Origin of the sequence: Mycobacterium sp. Aquia_216, from assembly GCF_026723865.1 — a bacterium.
Classification (GTDB): Bacteria; Actinomycetota; Actinomycetes; order Mycobacteriales; family Mycobacteriaceae; genus Mycobacterium.
In genome coordinates this window covers 5,863,844-5,878,265 of the sequence record NZ_CP113529.1, presented here as the reverse complement: position 1 = coordinate 5,878,265, position 14,422 = coordinate 5,863,844, and the positions used below count along the sequence as shown (strand labels likewise).

At 66.5% G+C, this 14,422-nt stretch carries 13 protein-coding genes and 1 pseudogene; 6 read left to right on the top strand and 8 right to left on the bottom strand.

All coding sequences use genetic code 11. From position 1 onward, the window contains the following. Positions 1 to 40: 40 nt before the first annotated feature. The 3 genes and pseudogenes from OK015_RS27580 to OK015_RS27570 all read right to left on the bottom strand — a co-directional run. The gene (locus OK015_RS27580) at positions 41 to 484 is read right to left on the bottom strand and encodes a YybH family protein (RefSeq protein ID WP_268128012.1); all 444 of its coding nucleotides are present in this window, start codon (positions 482 to 484) and stop codon (positions 41 to 43) included. Then, the gene (locus OK015_RS29390; RefSeq protein WP_268128010.1) at positions 484 to 957 is read right to left on the bottom strand and encodes a Kelch repeat-containing protein; all 474 of its coding nucleotides are present in this window, start codon (positions 955 to 957) and stop codon (positions 484 to 486) included. Before OK015_RS29390 ends, OK015_RS27580 begins: the two co-directional genes overlap by 1 nt. Then, positions 930 to 1,711 (bottom strand): annotated as a pseudogene (locus OK015_RS27570) (serine/threonine-protein kinase); the annotation flags it as partial. The gene OK015_RS29390 and the pseudogene OK015_RS27570, both read right to left, overlap by 28 nt. A gap of 179 nt (positions 1,712 to 1,890) precedes the next feature. On the opposite strand from OK015_RS27570, the gene OK015_RS27565 reads away from it, so the two are divergent. Both OK015_RS27565 and OK015_RS27560 read left to right on the top strand, forming a co-directional pair. Beyond that, on the top strand, positions 1,891 to 2,721 hold the full coding sequence (locus OK015_RS27565; RefSeq protein ID WP_268128008.1) for an arylamine N-acetyltransferase family protein: 831 nt from the start codon (positions 1,891 to 1,893) through the stop codon (positions 2,719 to 2,721). 164 nt (positions 2,722 to 2,885) lie between these two features. Beyond that, complete coding sequence (locus OK015_RS27560) at positions 2,886 to 4,763, top strand: fatty acyl-AMP ligase (RefSeq protein ID WP_442791174.1); 1,878 nt, start codon at positions 2,886 to 2,888, stop codon at positions 4,761 to 4,763. Here OK015_RS27560 and OK015_RS27555 read toward each other — a convergent pair. From OK015_RS27555 to fadD3, 5 genes are read right to left on the bottom strand one after another with little or no spacing between them, the layout of a single operon-like run. After that, on the bottom strand, positions 4,753 to 5,874 hold the full coding sequence (locus OK015_RS27555; RefSeq protein ID WP_442791334.1) for a pyridoxal phosphate-dependent aminotransferase: 1,122 nt from the start codon (positions 5,872 to 5,874) through the stop codon (positions 4,753 to 4,755). The two genes, OK015_RS27560 and OK015_RS27555, sit on opposite strands and share 11 nt — an antisense overlap. 44 nt (positions 5,875 to 5,918) lie before the next feature. Continuing rightward, complete coding sequence (ipdE2, locus tag OK015_RS27550; protein WP_268128005.1) at positions 5,919 to 6,869, bottom strand: acyl-CoA dehydrogenase IpdE2; 951 nt, start codon at positions 6,867 to 6,869, stop codon at positions 5,919 to 5,921. Positions 6,870 to 6,917: 48 nt separating this feature from the next. Beyond that, positions 6,918 to 7,871, bottom strand: coding sequence for an acyl-CoA dehydrogenase family protein (locus OK015_RS27545; RefSeq protein ID WP_268128004.1), 954 nt, complete (start codon positions 7,869 to 7,871; stop codon positions 6,918 to 6,920). Continuing rightward, positions 7,868 to 9,013, bottom strand: a complete 1,146-nt coding sequence (locus OK015_RS27540) for an acyl-CoA dehydrogenase family protein (protein ID WP_268128002.1) — start codon at positions 9,011 to 9,013, stop codon at positions 7,868 to 7,870. The genes OK015_RS27545 and OK015_RS27540 overlap by 4 nt, the downstream gene beginning before the upstream one ends. A 1-nt stretch (position 9,014) precedes the next feature. Beyond that, entirely contained in the window at positions 9,015 to 10,559 is a 1,545-nt protein-coding gene (gene fadD3, locus OK015_RS27535) for a 3-((3aS,4S,7aS)-7a-methyl-1,5-dioxo-octahydro-1H-inden-4-yl)propanoate--CoA ligase FadD3 (RefSeq protein ID WP_268128000.1), read from the bottom strand. A 48-nt stretch (positions 10,560 to 10,607) separates the two neighbouring features. On the opposite strand from fadD3, the gene ipdE1 reads away from it, so the two are divergent. From ipdE1 to fadA6, 4 genes are read left to right on the top strand one after another with little or no spacing between them, the layout of a single operon-like run. Then, positions 10,608 to 11,756 carry an acyl-CoA dehydrogenase IpdE1 gene (gene ipdE1, locus OK015_RS27530; protein WP_268127999.1) on the top strand — a complete coding sequence of 383 codons (1,149 nt, stop codon included), beginning with the start codon at positions 10,608 to 10,610 and terminating at the stop codon, positions 11,754 to 11,756. After that, on the top strand, positions 11,753 to 12,541 hold the full coding sequence (ipdF, locus tag OK015_RS27525) for a (5R,7aS)-5-hydroxy-7a-methyl-1-oxo-2,3,5,6,7,7a-hexahydro-1H-indene-carboxyl-CoA reductase (protein WP_268127997.1): 789 nt from the start codon (positions 11,753 to 11,755) through the stop codon (positions 12,539 to 12,541). The genes ipdE1 and ipdF overlap by 4 nt, the downstream gene beginning before the upstream one ends. Before the next feature lie 42 nt (positions 12,542 to 12,583). Beyond that, positions 12,584 to 13,186 (top strand): TetR family transcriptional regulator KstR2, encoded by a 603-nt coding sequence (kstR2, locus tag OK015_RS27520; protein WP_268127995.1) that lies wholly within the window; start codon positions 12,584 to 12,586, stop codon positions 13,184 to 13,186. Positions 13,187 to 13,242: 56 nt separating this feature from the next. Continuing rightward, the gene (gene fadA6, locus OK015_RS27515) at positions 13,243 to 14,403 is read left to right on the top strand and encodes a steroid 3-ketoacyl-CoA thiolase FadA6 (RefSeq protein WP_268127993.1); all 1,161 of its coding nucleotides are present in this window, start codon (positions 13,243 to 13,245) and stop codon (positions 14,401 to 14,403) included. Positions 14,404 to 14,422 lie beyond the last annotated feature (19 nt).

Genomic DNA, 14,422 nt, shown 5'->3' with positions numbered 1-14,422 from the left:
CAAGCGTCGGACGCGCTGCTCCAGGCCGAGATTTCCGGGCTCAGTGCTGGTAGGTGATCTCCGTGTTGGCGTCCTGGAACATCTCGGAGACGATAAGCCACGATCCGTCGTGTTGGCGCTGCAGGGCACGCAACGAGAAGTTGTCGCGGTCCAGCGTTCCGCCTCCGACCAGCCCCTGACCGTTGACGCGCAGGTGCGCGGAAACGAGCACCACTTCGGGCGTCAGCACCCGGAAGCTGGTCTCCGGCGGACCGGCGAGCTCGCCCCGGTTGAAGTTCTCATCCCCGAACAGGCCGCGCAGGTACTCCACGATGTCATCGCGCCCGCGCTTGACCGTTCCGAATGCGTTGACCCAGTCGGCATCGTCGGAGTACACCTCGAGCAGGGGCTCGGCATTGCGCTCGTCGAATGCCTTCAGCAACGTCAGCAGCGTCTTGCCGATCGCTTGCTGATCCGCTGGCGGCAGGTGGGAGAAGTCGGTCACTACATGAAGTCTAGAGCCTCGACGGTCGCGATCGGCCCCTCATGCGTGGGCCGATTCGCGCCACCGATGACATACACCGTGTTGCCCACCGTGGCCACCACCTCCGCATGCCGCGGCGTCGGCATCGGGGGCAGCGTGCTCCACTTCCCCTCGGTGATGTCGTACATCTCGACGACATTGAGCACCGCCGCCGGCTCTTCGCCACCGAGGGCCAGGATCCGGCCGTCGATGTAGGTCGCGCCGTAGCTGCCGCGCGGTGTCGGCATGCCCGCCAACTTGGCCCACGTTCCCGTCGCGAGGTCGAACCGTTCAACCGCGGCGGAATTCTGGTCGGCGGAGAGCAATCTGCCGCCGAGCGTGTAGATGTAGGTGCCGTCCGATACCGCGGCAAGGTGTTCGCGAGGGGCGGGCAGGTCGGCGGCGTCCTTCCATGAAGTGCCGTCGAAGATCTCGGTCTGCGGATTGCCGAGCACACCGCGTCGGGGATCCCGGAGGCACGCAAATCAGGGATCGGGCTGGTGCTGATTCGCAGATACTGCGCGACGAGGTCTTCGCTCGTCTGGCGCTCGTAGGGGGCAGTTCCGGCGATCAGCATGTAAATCGTGGCGCCGAGCGAGTATACGTCGGAGGCCACCGTCGCCGTGTTGCCGGCCAACGACTCCGGCAGTGTGTAATCTATTGTGCCGGAAAAGAATCCGCTCGTCGTTTCATACCCGCCCTGGATACGGGCGATTCCGAAATCCGCCAATTGCGGTTCGCCGTAATCGTTGACAAGCACATTGGCTGGCTTGATATCGCGATGCAAAATGCCTGTCTTGTGGGCAGTTTCCAGTGCCCCGCTCAACTTCACGCCGATGCGCATGGCCTCCGGCCAGGGGATTTTCCCCTCGCGGCGCAGCCGCACCGCCAGCGAATCCTCGGAGCAGTAGGTCATCACAATGTAGGGCTGGCCACTCGCGGTGATGCCGACGCGCAGGATGTTGAGGATGTTCGGATGCCCCGAGAGCCCGCCCATCGCGTAGCCCTCACGCAGAAACCGTTCCTTGCCCTCGTCATCGTAGTTCGCGCCGGGAGGACCTTGATTGCGACGTTTCGTCCCAGCGCGGTCTCGTAGCAGCGGTAGACCACCCCGGCGCCGCCCTTGCCCACCTGGCGGGCGTTTTCGAATCCGGCGGCGGCCAATTCGGCAGAGAGTCCCTTTACCGCGGACGCGGGGCCTTCGGGCATGGGTGCATCAGCCACGGCGGCCAACCTCCTGCGTGAGTGCGACTCGCGGGCTCAAGAGTAACTAAACTCCGACCCTTCGCGCGCTGTAAGCGGAACGGTCGCGGGAGGCATGAAATCGATCCAAACACCTTCTGACACCTTGGGTTTCCTGTTGGTTAACCCTCAGCCAGAATGGACTCATGACACTGGATCTGACCGCGTACTTCGATCGCATCAACTATCGCGGTGCCGTCGAACCGACCCTCGATGTGCTGCAAGGTCTGATGACTGCTCATACTCAGGCCATCCCGTTCGAGAACTTGGATCCGATGATGGGTGTGCCGGTCGATGACCTGGGCCCAGACGCCCTGATCGACAAGCTGGTTCACCGGCGCCGGGGCGGCTATTGCTACGAGCACAACGGGTTGCTGGGTTATGTGCTGGCCGAAATCGGCTTTCGGGTGCGCCGGTTGTCCGGGCGGGTGATTTGGATGGTGCCGCCCGACGCGCCGGTGCCGGCACAGACCCACACGGTGTTGGCGGTGACATTCCCCGGCTCGCAGGGGTCCTACCTCGTCGACGTCGGCTTCGGCGGGCAGACCCCGACCTCTCCCATTCGCTTCGAGATCGGCAACGTCCAGCAGACGACGCTTGAGCCTTTCCGGCTGGAAGACCGCGGCGACGGCCTGGTGCTACAGGCCCAGCTCCGCGGTGAGTGGCAATCGCTGTACGAATTCACCACCCACACCCGGCCGCAGATCGATCTCAAGGTGGGGAGCTGGTACGTCTCGACAAACCCCGCTTCGCACTTCGTCACCGGCCTGATGGTGGCACTGGTGAGCGACGGCGCCAGGATCAACCTCTCGGGGCGGAACCTGGCCATCCATCGCGACGGCGGGACCGAAAAGATCGTTCTCGACGATGCGGCCGCGGTGGTCGACGCCCTGCGGGGCCGGTTCGGAATCAATGTCGACGATGTCGGCGAACGAGTCCAGCTTGAAGCGCGCATCGACAGTATTCTCAAGAATTGAGTGCTCGCGTCTCTTGGCGGTCGAAAGGCGGGTGCTCAAAATGGTGGTTTGGCAAATTTGCCGGTACCGACCCGGCAGTGTTTCAGACCGTGAGCAGTGACAAACGTGCCGATAGTGGCCCGATCGTGACCTCTGCCATAGTGAACCGGTGCGGCAAATAGCACATGCGCCGATTAATCTGTCCTACCGTGAGTCGGAATCTCTGTTTGGAGGACGTCGTGCCCACTTCGGGCGCTGGGGACCCTTTCGCTTTGCAGGCGGGCGCCATCGCTGTGCCCGAGGGTTTGACGTTGACCTCGTATTTTGACCACAACCGAGCCGAGCACGGGGACAGTCCGGCCTATCGCTTCCTCGACTACTCGCAGGAAGCAGACGGCCGGCCGGTGGTGCTCAGCTGGAACGAGCTGTGGGCCCGGGTCTGTGCGATCGGTGCCCGGCTGCAACAGGTCACCAAGCCGGGGGATCGGGTGGCGATCCTCGCGCCGCAGGGCCTCGACTACGTGGCGGCGTTCTTCGGTGCGGTCTATGCCGGCAATATCGCGGTCCCGCTGTTCGCGCCGACCATGTCGGGGCATGCCGAGCGATTGGCTGCCGTGCTGGCCGATGCCCGGCCCGCCGCGGTATTGACCACGGCCGCCGTCGCGGAGTCCGTTCGAACGTTCATCCGAACGCTGGCGCCCAACGAGCGACCGCGGATGATCGCCGTCGACGCGCTGCCCGAGACGCTCGGTGCGATGTTCACCGGCGCGACCCTGGACACCGACGACATCGCCTACCTGCAGTACACCTCGGGCTCGACACGGTCACCGGCCGGCGTCGAGATCACCCATCGGTCGGTCTACACGAACGCGATGCAGATGGTCATGACCGGTGCGCTCGACGTCGACGTCCGAACGGTGAGCTGGCTGCCCCTGTACCACGACATGGGCTTGATGATGATCATGTTCACGGCGTTCTTCGGCGCGCACGTCACGCTCATGGATCCGATGGCGTTTCTTCGCCGGCCCTACCGCTGGATCAAGCAACTGGGTATCGAGTCGACCTACGGCCGCACCTTCGCGGCGGCACCGAACTTTGCCTTCGAACTGACGGCCGAGCGAGGCCTGCCCCCGGTGGGCGAGACGCTCGACCTGAGCAACGTTGTCTGCGTCCTCAACGGGTCCGAGCCGGTCACCATGTCCGCGATCGAGAAGTTCACCAATGCGTTCGCGCCCTACGGTCTGCCCGCGAACGCGGTCAAGCCGTCCTACGGGATGGCGGAAGCGACGCTGTCGGTGGCCAGCATTTCCCAGCACGCCGCGGCCAGCGCCATTTACCTCGACCGCGAAAAGCTCGGCGCGGGCCGCGCGGTGATCGTCGCGCCCGATGATCCGGGCGCGGTCGCCCAGGTGTCGTGCGGACAGCCGATCCCAGATCAGTGGCTGGTGATCGCCGACACCGACGGTGCCGAGGTGCCCGACGGCACCGTGGGCGAAATCTGGTTACAAGGCGCCAACATCGGCCGCGGATACTTCGGCCGCGAGGACGAGACACGTCGCGTGTTCGGCAACAAGCTGCAGTCCCGGCTCGACCCGGGCAGCCACGCCGTGGGCGCCGCCGACAACGGCTGCTGGTTGGCCACCGGTGATCTCGGCGTCTACGTCGACGGCGAGCTGTACCTGACCGGCCGGATCAAGGACCTGATCATCGTCGACGGCCGCAACCACTATCCGGTCGACATCGAGACCACGGTCAGCGACGCCTCGCCCGCCATCCGTACCGGCTATGTCGCCGCCTTCTCCGTTCCCGCCGACGTGCTCGCATCTCCGGACGGCGGCTCCGGCGAACAGCTGGTGGTAATCGCCGAACGGGCGCCGGGCGCCGGCCGTACCGACCTGGGTTCGGTCGCCGACACCGTGCGGGCGGCCATTTCGCGCAACCACCAGGTGCGGGTCGCCGACGTGCGACTGGTGGCCGCCGGCACCATTCCCCGCACTACGAGCGGCAAACTCGCCCGCCGCGCCTGCCGCGCCGAATACCTTGCGGGCAAGTTCAACCGCTGACCGACAGCCACGGCCCCATTCGGCGCAGGGCTTCTTCGATGTCGCTCGTCGGCCCGGCGAACGACAGCCGGACGAATTCGTTGCCCCGCGTGGTGTCGAAGTCGATACCAGGGGCAATCGCAACACCGGTGTCGACCAACAACTTTGAACAGAACGCCAGCGAGTCGTCGGTGAAGTCCGAGACGTCGGCGTAGACGTAGAACGCGCCATCGGTGGGTGCCAGCCGGTCGATGCCGATGCCGCGCAGCCCGTCCAGCAGCAGCGAGCGGTTGACCGAGTAGTGGCTCAGGTTGGCTTCGGCTTCGGCGGTCGATTCCGGGGTGAACGCCGCCACCGCGGCGATCTGCGGCAGCACCGGCGGGCAGATGGTGAAGTTGCCGGTCAGGCAGTCCACCGCGCGGCGCAGCTCCGGCGGCACCAGCAACCAGCCCAGCCGCCAGCCGGTCATCGCGTAGTACTTGGAAAAACTGTTTAATACCAAGGCATTTCGCGATGTCTGCCAGGCGCAGCTGGTCTGCGGAGCTCCCTCGTAGACCAGCCCGTGGTAGACCTCATCGCTGATCAATCGTGCGCCGGAGGCGTCGCACCAAGACGCGATCGCCGCCAGCTCCTCGGGCGGTATGACGGTGCCGGTGGGATTGGCCGGGCTGGCGACGATGACGCCGCGCACCGGCGGGTCGAGTTCGGCGAGCATCTGCGCGGTGGGCTGGAATCGGGTCTCCGGACCGCACGGGATCTCCACCACCTCACATCCCAACGCCGACAGGATGTTCCGATAGCACGGGTAGCCCGGGCTGGCCAGCGCGACCCGATCTCCGACGTCGAAGCACGCCAGAAATGCCAGCAGGAACCCGCCCGAGGAACCCGTGGTGATTACCACCGCATCGGACTCGACCGAGATACCATGCAGGCGTTGGTAATTCGACGAGATAGCGGTGCGCAGCTCGGGAGTGCCCAAGGCCACGGTGTAGCCCAGTTGGTTGCCATGCAGCGCGGCTGCCGCGGCGGCGCGTACCGGCTCGGGAGCGCCGACGCTGGGCTGGCCGGCCGACAGGTTCACCAGGTCGCCGTGGCTGCGCTGGCGCTCCGCGGCCGCCAGCCAGACATCCATCACGTGAAATGGCGGGATGCCGGCGCGTAGTGCGACGGAGGCGTTCACGACGTCTTGAGCACCTCGGATTCCAGTTGCCGCAGCAGGTCTCGCGGCGAGCCGAGCAGCTGGGCGCTGCCGTGCGCCCGCTTGAAATACAAGTGCATGTCGTGTTCCCAGGTGATCGCGATGCCCCCGTGCAGCTGGATACCCTCGCTGGTCACAGTACACAGCGCCTCACTGGCGGCCAGCCGAGCTGTCGCCGCGTTGGTCGGAGTGGGGTCGTCGCACGCGTCGGACACCACGGCCCGGGCGGCGGCGATCGCCACGTACAGGTCGGCCATCCGGTGCTTGAGCGCCTGGAAGCTGCCAATCGGCCTGCCGAACTGCACTCGGCTCTTCGCATATTCGACCGTCAGGTCCAGACACCGCTCGGCGGCGCCGACCTGCTCGGCGGCGAGCAAGATGGCCGCGATGTCGGCCAGGCCGGGGTCCGGCCCCAATACGGCGGAGTCCTCGGGTTGGACCCGGGCCAGCCGGCGGGTGGGGTCCATCGGGGTCACGGGCTGCGCGCTGAAACGAGTCCACCTGCTCAGTTCGCCGTCAGCCACCGCGACGACGACGTCGGCGATGTCGCCGTTGATCACGTAGTCGGCATCGAGCACCAGTGCCCCGATCGAGCTGCCCGCGGCCAGGGCTTCCAGCGTTTCGGCGTCCGGCTCCCGCGCAGCCAGCAACGCGAGCTCCGCCAACGTGGTGCCCAGCAGCGGGGAGGGCACCAACCCGCGACCAAGTTCCTGTAAAACCGTTGCAGCGTCCGCTAATTCGCCGCCCGCCCCACCCAGCTCCTCGGGTATCACCAGCGCCGCGGCGCCGACCTGCTCACACAGCAGCTGCCACAGTGACTCGTCGTACCCGCGTTCGGATTCGATCGCCGTGCGGACGGCCGCGGGGTTGGCGTGTTTGGTGACCAGCGCAGCGACGGTTTCGCGCAGCAGTTCGCGTTCTTCACTCATGGCGCCACTCCTCCCCATTGCTTCGCGCTGCATCGTCGCCGCCGCGGCTCACAATGCCTCCAACACTCGGCGCCGGTGCGCCTCCGGCGTGCCCCAGGCCGATCGCAGGGCTTGCACCCGCAGCAGCCATAGTGACAGGTCGTGTTCCTGGGTGAAGCCGATTGCGCCGTGCGTCTGCAGCGCCGAGCGCGCGGCCAGCAGGCCGGCGTCGGACGCCGCCGCTTTGGCCGCGCTCACCTCACGCGCGACGGCGCTCGCGTCGTCCGCCAGCGCCAGCGCGGCGCCGTACACCAGCGGGCGAGCCAGTTCGATGGCGATGTGCACGTCGGCCAACTTGTGTTTGATCGCCTGATACGAGCCGATGACCCGGCCGAACTGAGTGCGCTGCTTTGCGTACTCGACGGTGTCGTGCAGCAGCGCCTCGGCGGTCCCGACCAGCTGCGCGGCGGTAGCCAATGCCCCGAACTCGAAGGCGCGCTGGACATCTGCCTGCCAGGTTTGGGCGGTCGCCGTCACGTCGTACAGGCGCCGGCTCGGGTCGACGGATCGCCGGCATTCGCCCGCGGTCGCCTCGCTGACGCCGTCGCCGGTGGCCAGCAGCACCAGTCCGGCGGCCTCGGCGTCAACCGCGCGCGGCGTGTGCGGCGGCAGCGCGACTGTCGCGATCAGTTCACCGGACGACAACTCGGCGCTGCGTTCGTCTTCGGCCAACAAGATCGGTGCCACAGCAATGGATTCGGCGACCGGGCCGGGCACACACCAGCGCCCGAGGCGTTCGAGCGCGACCACCAGATCCACCGGATGGGCGTCGAGGCCGTCGAACTTCTCCGGCACCGCCAGCGCGGTGACGCCCAGGTTGGCCAATTGTTCCCACACCTTGCGGCCGGGCGCGATATCGCCGTCGGACCAAGCGCGCAGCGTACCGGGCAGGTCTGCCGCGGCCAGGGCCGCGTCGATGCTGGCCGCGAAGTCGCGCTGCTGTTCGTCGAGCGCAAATTTCACTTCTTGCCTCCGGACTTTTCGCGCGGCAGGCCCAGCAACCGCTCGGAGATGATGTTGCGCTGAATTTCGTTGGTACCGGCGTAGATCGGGCCGCCGAGCGCGAACAGCAAGCCATCGGTCCAAGGCCCGGCGAGTTCGCCGTCGGCGCCCCGGATGTCGAGCGCGGTCTGATGGATCGCCACGTCGAGGTCGGACCAGAACACCTTGGTCACCGAAGATTCGGCACCCAGCTCGCCGCCGGCCGCCAGCCGGGTCACCGTGCCGAACGTCTGTAGCCGGTAGGCCTGGGCGTTGATCCAGGCGTCGGCGACTCGGTCGGCGAATTCGGTGGGGGAGCCGCTGTCTTTCCACAGCTGCACCAACCGCTGCGCGGCCGCCAGGAAGCGGGCCGGGCTACGCAGTGACATCCCGCGCTCGTTGCTCGACGTGCTCATGGCGGCACGCCAGCCGTCGTTCGGGGTGCCGATGACGTCCTCGTCGGGCACGAAGACGTCGTCGAGGAAGATTTCGCCGAAGCCGGTGTCCCCGCCCAGCTGCACGATGGGTCGGACGGTGACGCCCTTGGCTTTCAGGTCGAACATGAAGTACGTCAGCCCGTTGTGCCGCTCCGCGGAGGGGTCGGAGCGGAACAGTCCGAAGCCCATCTCGGCGAACGGTGCCCGTGAGCTCCAGATCTTCTGCCCGTTCAGCAGCCAGCCGCCGTCGGTCTTGGTCGCAGTGGACCGCAATGAAGCCAGGTCGCTGCCGGATTCCGGTTCCGACCAGGCCTGGGCCCAGATCTGTTCGCCGCTGGCCATTTTCGGCAGGATCCGGTCCAGTTGCTCGTCGGTACCGTGCGAAAACAGCGTCGGTGCCAGCATCGAGATGCCGTTGGCGCTGGCCCGGCCCGGTGCTCCGGCGCGGAAGTATTCCTCCTCGTAGACCACCCAGTGCAGCAGCGGTGCGTCACGGCCGCCGTATTTCTTCGGCCAGTTGATCACCGACAGGCCGGCATCGTATAACACCTTGTCCCAATGGCGGTGCTGGGCAAAGCCTTCCGCGTTGTCATACGACTTCGTCGGGATCGACTCGGCGTTGGCCGAGAGGAATTCCCGCACTTCGGCCGCAAACGCCAGCGTCTCGTCGTCTAGTTCCAGATCCAATTCAGGCCAACTCCCGCAGTTGTGGTTTGACCACCTTGCCGCCCGCATTGCGCGGCAACGCGTCGACGAACCGCACCGACCGTGGTGCCTTGAAGTTCGCCAGATGTTCACGTGCATAAGCGATTACCGACTTCTCGTCGAGGTTCGCGCCGGGCCTGGTTACCAGGTAGGCGCGGCCCACCTCGCCCAGGCGCTCGTCGGGGACTCCGATGACCGCGGCGTCGGCGACCCCGACCATGCGGGCCAGCACCTGTTCGATCTCGGCGGGATAGACGTTGAATCCGCCGCAGATGTACATGTCCTTGAGCCGGTCGGTGATCCGCAGGTTGCCGTTGGCGTCCAGGACGCCGATGTCGCCGGTGTGCAGCCAGCCGTCGGTGTCGATGGCCGCGGCGGTGGCCTCCGGGTCGTCGAGGTAGCCCAGCATCACGTTGGGGCCGCGCAGCAGCACCTCTCCGGACTCACCGGGTGCGGCCGCATCGATGCGCAATTCGAAGCCGGCGAACGGGCGCCCGCACGTGGTCGCGACGGTCACGGCATCGTCGTCGGCGCGGCAACTGGTGCCCATCCCGTTGGCCTCGGTCAGCCCGTAGGCGGTCAGCACGATGTCGATGTCGAGTTCGGATTGCATGCGTTCCACCAGCACGACCGGGACGGTGGCCGCGCCGGTGACGGCGAATCGCAGCGAGCTCAGGTCGTAGTCGCCGCGCGCCGGGTGATCGAGCAGCGTCTGGTAAATCGTTGGCGGCCCGGGCAATACGGTGATGCGGTGTTGCTCGATCGCCTGCAGTGCTCGCAGCGGGTCGAACGTCAGGTGCGGAATCAACGTCGCGCCGGTTTGCAGACAGGCCAGGATGCCGGCCTTGTATCCGAAGTTGTGGAAGAACGGGTTGATGCACAGGTAGCGGTCGTCGCTGGTGATCTTGCCGTTGGCGGCCCACGACGCCGAGGCCGACAGCGATTGCCGGTGCGCACACAGCACACCTTTGCTGCGGCCGGTGGTTCCGGAGGTGAACAAAATGTCGCTGACGTCGTCGGGGACGACGGCGGCGGTGCGAGCGATCACCGCGTCGATGTCGGTGCCCTGTTCGATGAACTCGTCCCAGGTTCCGGCCCCAGCCTCTGCAGCGTCGATCGGTATCCGAACGATGTGCCGCAGCGCGGGCAGTGCGGCGCGGTCGAGGTCGGCAAGGCGATCGTTGCCGAGGAACTGACCCATTCCGAACAGCACCGGCGCGCCGGTGCGCGCCAGGATGTCGCTGGCCTCCGCGGCGGTGTAGCGGGTGTTCAGCGGCACCATCGCGGCGCCGGCGTGGTGAATCGCCAGACAGGCGATCACCCAGTGCCAGGTGTTCGGCGACCACACGGCCACCCGGTCGCCATGCTCGACGCCGAGCGCGATCAGCGCCGCCGCCGCGCGGTGCACCTCGTCGCGCAGTTCGGTGGCGGTGAAGGAGCGGTCGTCGGTGATCAACGCGGCCTGGTCGGGGAACTGGTCGACGAAACGATCCAGCGCCGCGGGCACGGTGCGCGGATCGCCAGTCATCGGGATACTCCTAACAAAGCAAGTGCTTGGTAGGTTAGCCTACAGGGCATGCAGGACGTCGAGGAGTTCCGGGCGGAGGTCCGCGGTTGGCTCGCCGACAATCTGGTCGGCGAATTCGCAGCGCTCAAGGGTCTGGGCGGACCGGGGCGCGAGCATGAGGCATTCGAAGAACGCCGGGCGTGGAATCAGCATCTCGCCGCGGCTGGACTGACCTGTCTGGGGTGGCCGGTCGAGCACGGCGGGCGGGGGCTTTCGACCGCGCACCGGGTGGCTTTCTACGAGGAGTACGCGAAGGCCGACGCTCCGGACAAGGTCAACCACTTCGGCGAGGAACTGCTCGGCCCCACGCTGATCGCATTCGGGACACCCGAGCAACAGCAGCGATTCCTGCCGCGCATCCTCGACGTCACCGAGCTGTGGTGCCAAGGCTATTCGGAGCCGGGTGCCGGCAGCGACCTGGCCAACGTGTCGACCACCGCCGAACTCGACGGCGACCAGTGGGTGATCAACGGCCAGAAGGTGTGGACATCGCTGGCGCACCTGTCGCAGTGGTGCTTTGTGGTCGCGCGCACCGAGAAGGGCTCCAAGCGGCACGCCGGACTGTCGTATCTGCTGGTGCCGCTGGACCAGCCGGGCGTGGAAGTGCGACCGATCATCCAGATCACCGGCACCGCGGAGTTCAACGAGGTCTTCTTCGACGACGCCCGCACCGAGGCCGCCCTGGTGGTCGGCGAGCCGGGCGACGGCTGGCGGGTCGCGATGGGAACGCTGACCTTCGAGCGCGGCGTCTCGACATTGGGGCAGCAAATCCGCTATGCCCGTGAGCTTTCCAATCTCGCCGAGGTCGCGCAGCGCAACGGCGCCGCCGACGACCCGTTCGTCCGGGAACGGCTGACGCGGGCCTGGACCGGCCTGCGCGCCATGCGCAGTTACGCCCTGGCCACCATGGACGTCGAGCAGCCGGGCCAGGACAATGTGTCAAAGCTGTTGTGGGCCAACTGGCATCGCGATCTGGGTGAGCTGGCGATGGACGTCATCGGCAAGCCCGCCCTGACCTTGTCGGACGGCGAGTTCGACGAGTGGCAGCGACTGTTCCTGTTCACCCGCGCCGACACCATCTATGGCGGATCCAACGAGATTCAGCGCAACATCATCGCCGAGCGGGTGCTCGGACTGCCCCGGGAGGTAAAGGGATGAGTTTGGCCGAAGCGCCGAAAGAGATTGCCGGACACGGACTCCTGGCGGGCAAGGTGGTTGTCGTGACCGCGGCCGCGGGCACCGGCATCGGCTCGGCGACAGCACGCCGGGCCCTGGCCGAGGGGGCCGACGTGGTGATCTCCGACCACCACGAGCGGCGGCTGGGGGAGGCCGCCGAGGAGCTGTCCGCGCTGGGCCAGGGACGGGTCGAGCATGTCGTGTGCGACGTGACCTCGACCGCCGCGGTCGATGCCCTGATCGACTCGGCCACCGCGCGGCTGGGACGCATCGACGTGCTGGTCAACAACGCCGGCTTGGGCGGCCAGACGCCGGTGGTCGACATGACCGACGACGAGTGGGACCGCGTCTTGAACGTGACGCTGACGTCGGTGCTGCGGGCCAGCCGCGCGGCGCTGCGATACTTCCGCGACGCGCCGCACGGCGGAGTGATCGTCAACAACGCCAGCGTGCTGGGCTGGCGTGCGCAACACTCGCAGTCGCACTACGCGGCCGCCAAAGCCGGTGTGATGGCGTTAACCCGTTGCAGCGCAATCGAAGCTGCCGAATACGGCGTCCGGATCAACGCGGTGTCGCCGAGTATCGCCCGGCACAAATTCCTGGAGAAGACGTCGTCGTCCGAGCTGCTGGACCGGCTTTCGGAAGGCGAGGCGTTCGGCCGGGCCGCCGAGCCGTGGGAAGTGGCGGCCACCATTGCGTTCCTGGCCAGCGACTACAGCAGCTATCTCACCGGCGAGATCATCTCGGTGTCCAGCCAGCACCCGTGATCTCGAGTGGCCAAGCAAGCGCTTGGTTGATACCCTGACTGGGTGGACCGAGTGACCGGTCAGGCGAATAGCCGGCGAGATGAGCTACTGGGGCTCGCCGCGACCATGTTCGCCGAACGGGGTCTGCGAGCCACCACCGTGCGCGATATCGCCGACGGCGCCGGCATTCTGTCCGGCAGCCTGTACCACCATTTCTCTTCCAAGGAGGAGATGGTCGACGAGTTGTTGCGCAGCTTCCTGGACTGGCTTTTCGCCCGCTACCGCGAAATCGTGGAGAGCGAAGCGAATCCGCTGGAACGGCTCAGGGGCCTGTTCATGGTGTCGTTCGAGGCGATCGAGCACCGGCACGCGCAGGTCGTGATCTATCAGGATGAGGCGCAGCGGCTTTTGTCGCAGCCCCGGTTCGCCTACATCGAGGACATGAATCGGCAGCAACGCAAGATGTGGGTCGAGTTGCTGCATCAGGGCGTCCAGGACGGCTATTTCCGGCCCGATCTGGACGTCGACCTCGTCTACCGATTTATCCGTGACACCACCTGGGTGTCGGTGCGCTGGTATCAACCCGGCGGACCGCTCACCGCAGAGCAGGTGGGCCGGCAATATCTCGCCATCGTGCTTGGCGGAATCACCAAAGAAGGAGTCTGAAAGATGCCCCGTGTCGGTGACGATGCAGAGCGCAGCGATGAGAAGGAGCGAAACTAATGGCAGAGGCGTACGTCATTGACGCTGTACGTACCGCGGTGGGCAAGCGCAACGGCGCCCTGGCCGGGATCCATCCCGTCGACCTGGGTGCTCACGCGTGGCGCGGACTGCTCGACCGGGTCGATGTCGACCCCGCCGCGGTTGAGGATGTGATCGCCGGCTGCGTCGACGCCATCGGGGGACAGGCGGGCAACATCGCCCGGCTCTCGTGGCTGGCCGCCGGCTATCCCGAAGAGGTCCCGGGCGTGACGGTGGACCGGCAGTGCGGTTCCAGTCAGCAGGCGGTTTCCTTTGGGGCGCAGGCGATCATGGCGGGTACCGCCGATCTGATCGTGGCCGGCGGCATGCAGAACATGAGTTGGATTCCGATCTCGTCGGCAATGACGGTCGGCGAGCAGTTCGGCTTCACCTCGCCGACCAACGAGTCCAAGCAGTGGCTGCATCGGTACGGCGACCAGGAGATCTCCCAGTTCCGCGGCGCGGAGCTGATCGCGGAGAAGTGGAACATCTCGCGTGAAGAGATGGAGCAGTATTCGCTGACCAGCCACGAGCGCGCGTTCGCGGCGATTCGCGGCGGCCACTTCGACAACGAAATCATCACCGTCGAAACCGAATCCGGGCCGTTCCGGGTCGACGAGGGTCCGCGCGAGTCGTCGCCTGAGAAACTGGCCGGCTTGAAGACCCTGGTCGAGGGTGGCCGGCTGACGGCGGCGATGGCCAGCCAGATCTCCGATGGCGCGAGCGCCGTCCTGCTGGCTTCCGAGCAGGCGGTCAAGGATCACAACCTGACGCCGCGCGCCCGCATCCACCACATCAGCGCCCGCGCGGCCGACCCGGTGTTCATGCTCACCGGTCCCATTCCGGCCACCCGCTACGCGCTGGAAAAGACCGGGCTGTCGATCAGCGACATCGACACCGTCGAGATCAACGAGGCCTTCGCGCCGGTGGTGATGGCGTGGCTCAAGGAGGCCAAGGCCGATCCCGAGAAGGTCAACCCCAACGGTGGTGCGATCGCGCTCGGGCACCCGCTGGGTGCCACCGGCGCAAAACTGTTCACCACGATGCTCAACGAGCTCGAGCGTATCGGCGGCCGATATGGGTTGCAGACGATGTGCGAGGGCGGCGGCACGGCCAACGTCACGATCATCGAGCGGCTCTAGCGCCGCAGCCCCACCCCCT

Coding starts and splice junctions, on each gene's coding strand:
- fadD3 (WP_268128000.1), bottom strand. CDS start 10,559: ATGACTGGCGATCCGCGCACCGTGCCCGCGGCGCTGGATCGTTTCGTC.
- ipdE2 (WP_268128005.1), bottom strand. CDS start 6,869: ATGAGTGAAGAACGCGAACTGCTGCGCGAAACCGTCGCTGCGCTGGTC.
- OK015_RS27565 (WP_268128008.1), top strand. CDS start 1,891: ATGACACTGGATCTGACCGCGTACTTCGATCGCATCAACTATCGCGGT.
- OK015_RS27560 (WP_442791174.1), top strand. CDS start 2,886: ATGCGCCGATTAATCTGTCCTACCGTGAGTCGGAATCTCTGTTTGGAG.
- fadA6 (WP_268127993.1), top strand. CDS start 13,243: ATGGCAGAGGCGTACGTCATTGACGCTGTACGTACCGCGGTGGGCAAG.
- ipdE1 (WP_268127999.1), top strand. CDS start 10,608: ATGCAGGACGTCGAGGAGTTCCGGGCGGAGGTCCGCGGTTGGCTCGCC.
- ipdF (WP_268127997.1), top strand. CDS start 11,753: ATGAGTTTGGCCGAAGCGCCGAAAGAGATTGCCGGACACGGACTCCTG.
- OK015_RS27555 (WP_442791334.1), bottom strand. CDS start 5,874: ATGGATGTCTGGCTGGCGGCCGCGGAGCGCCAGCGCAGCCACGGCGAC.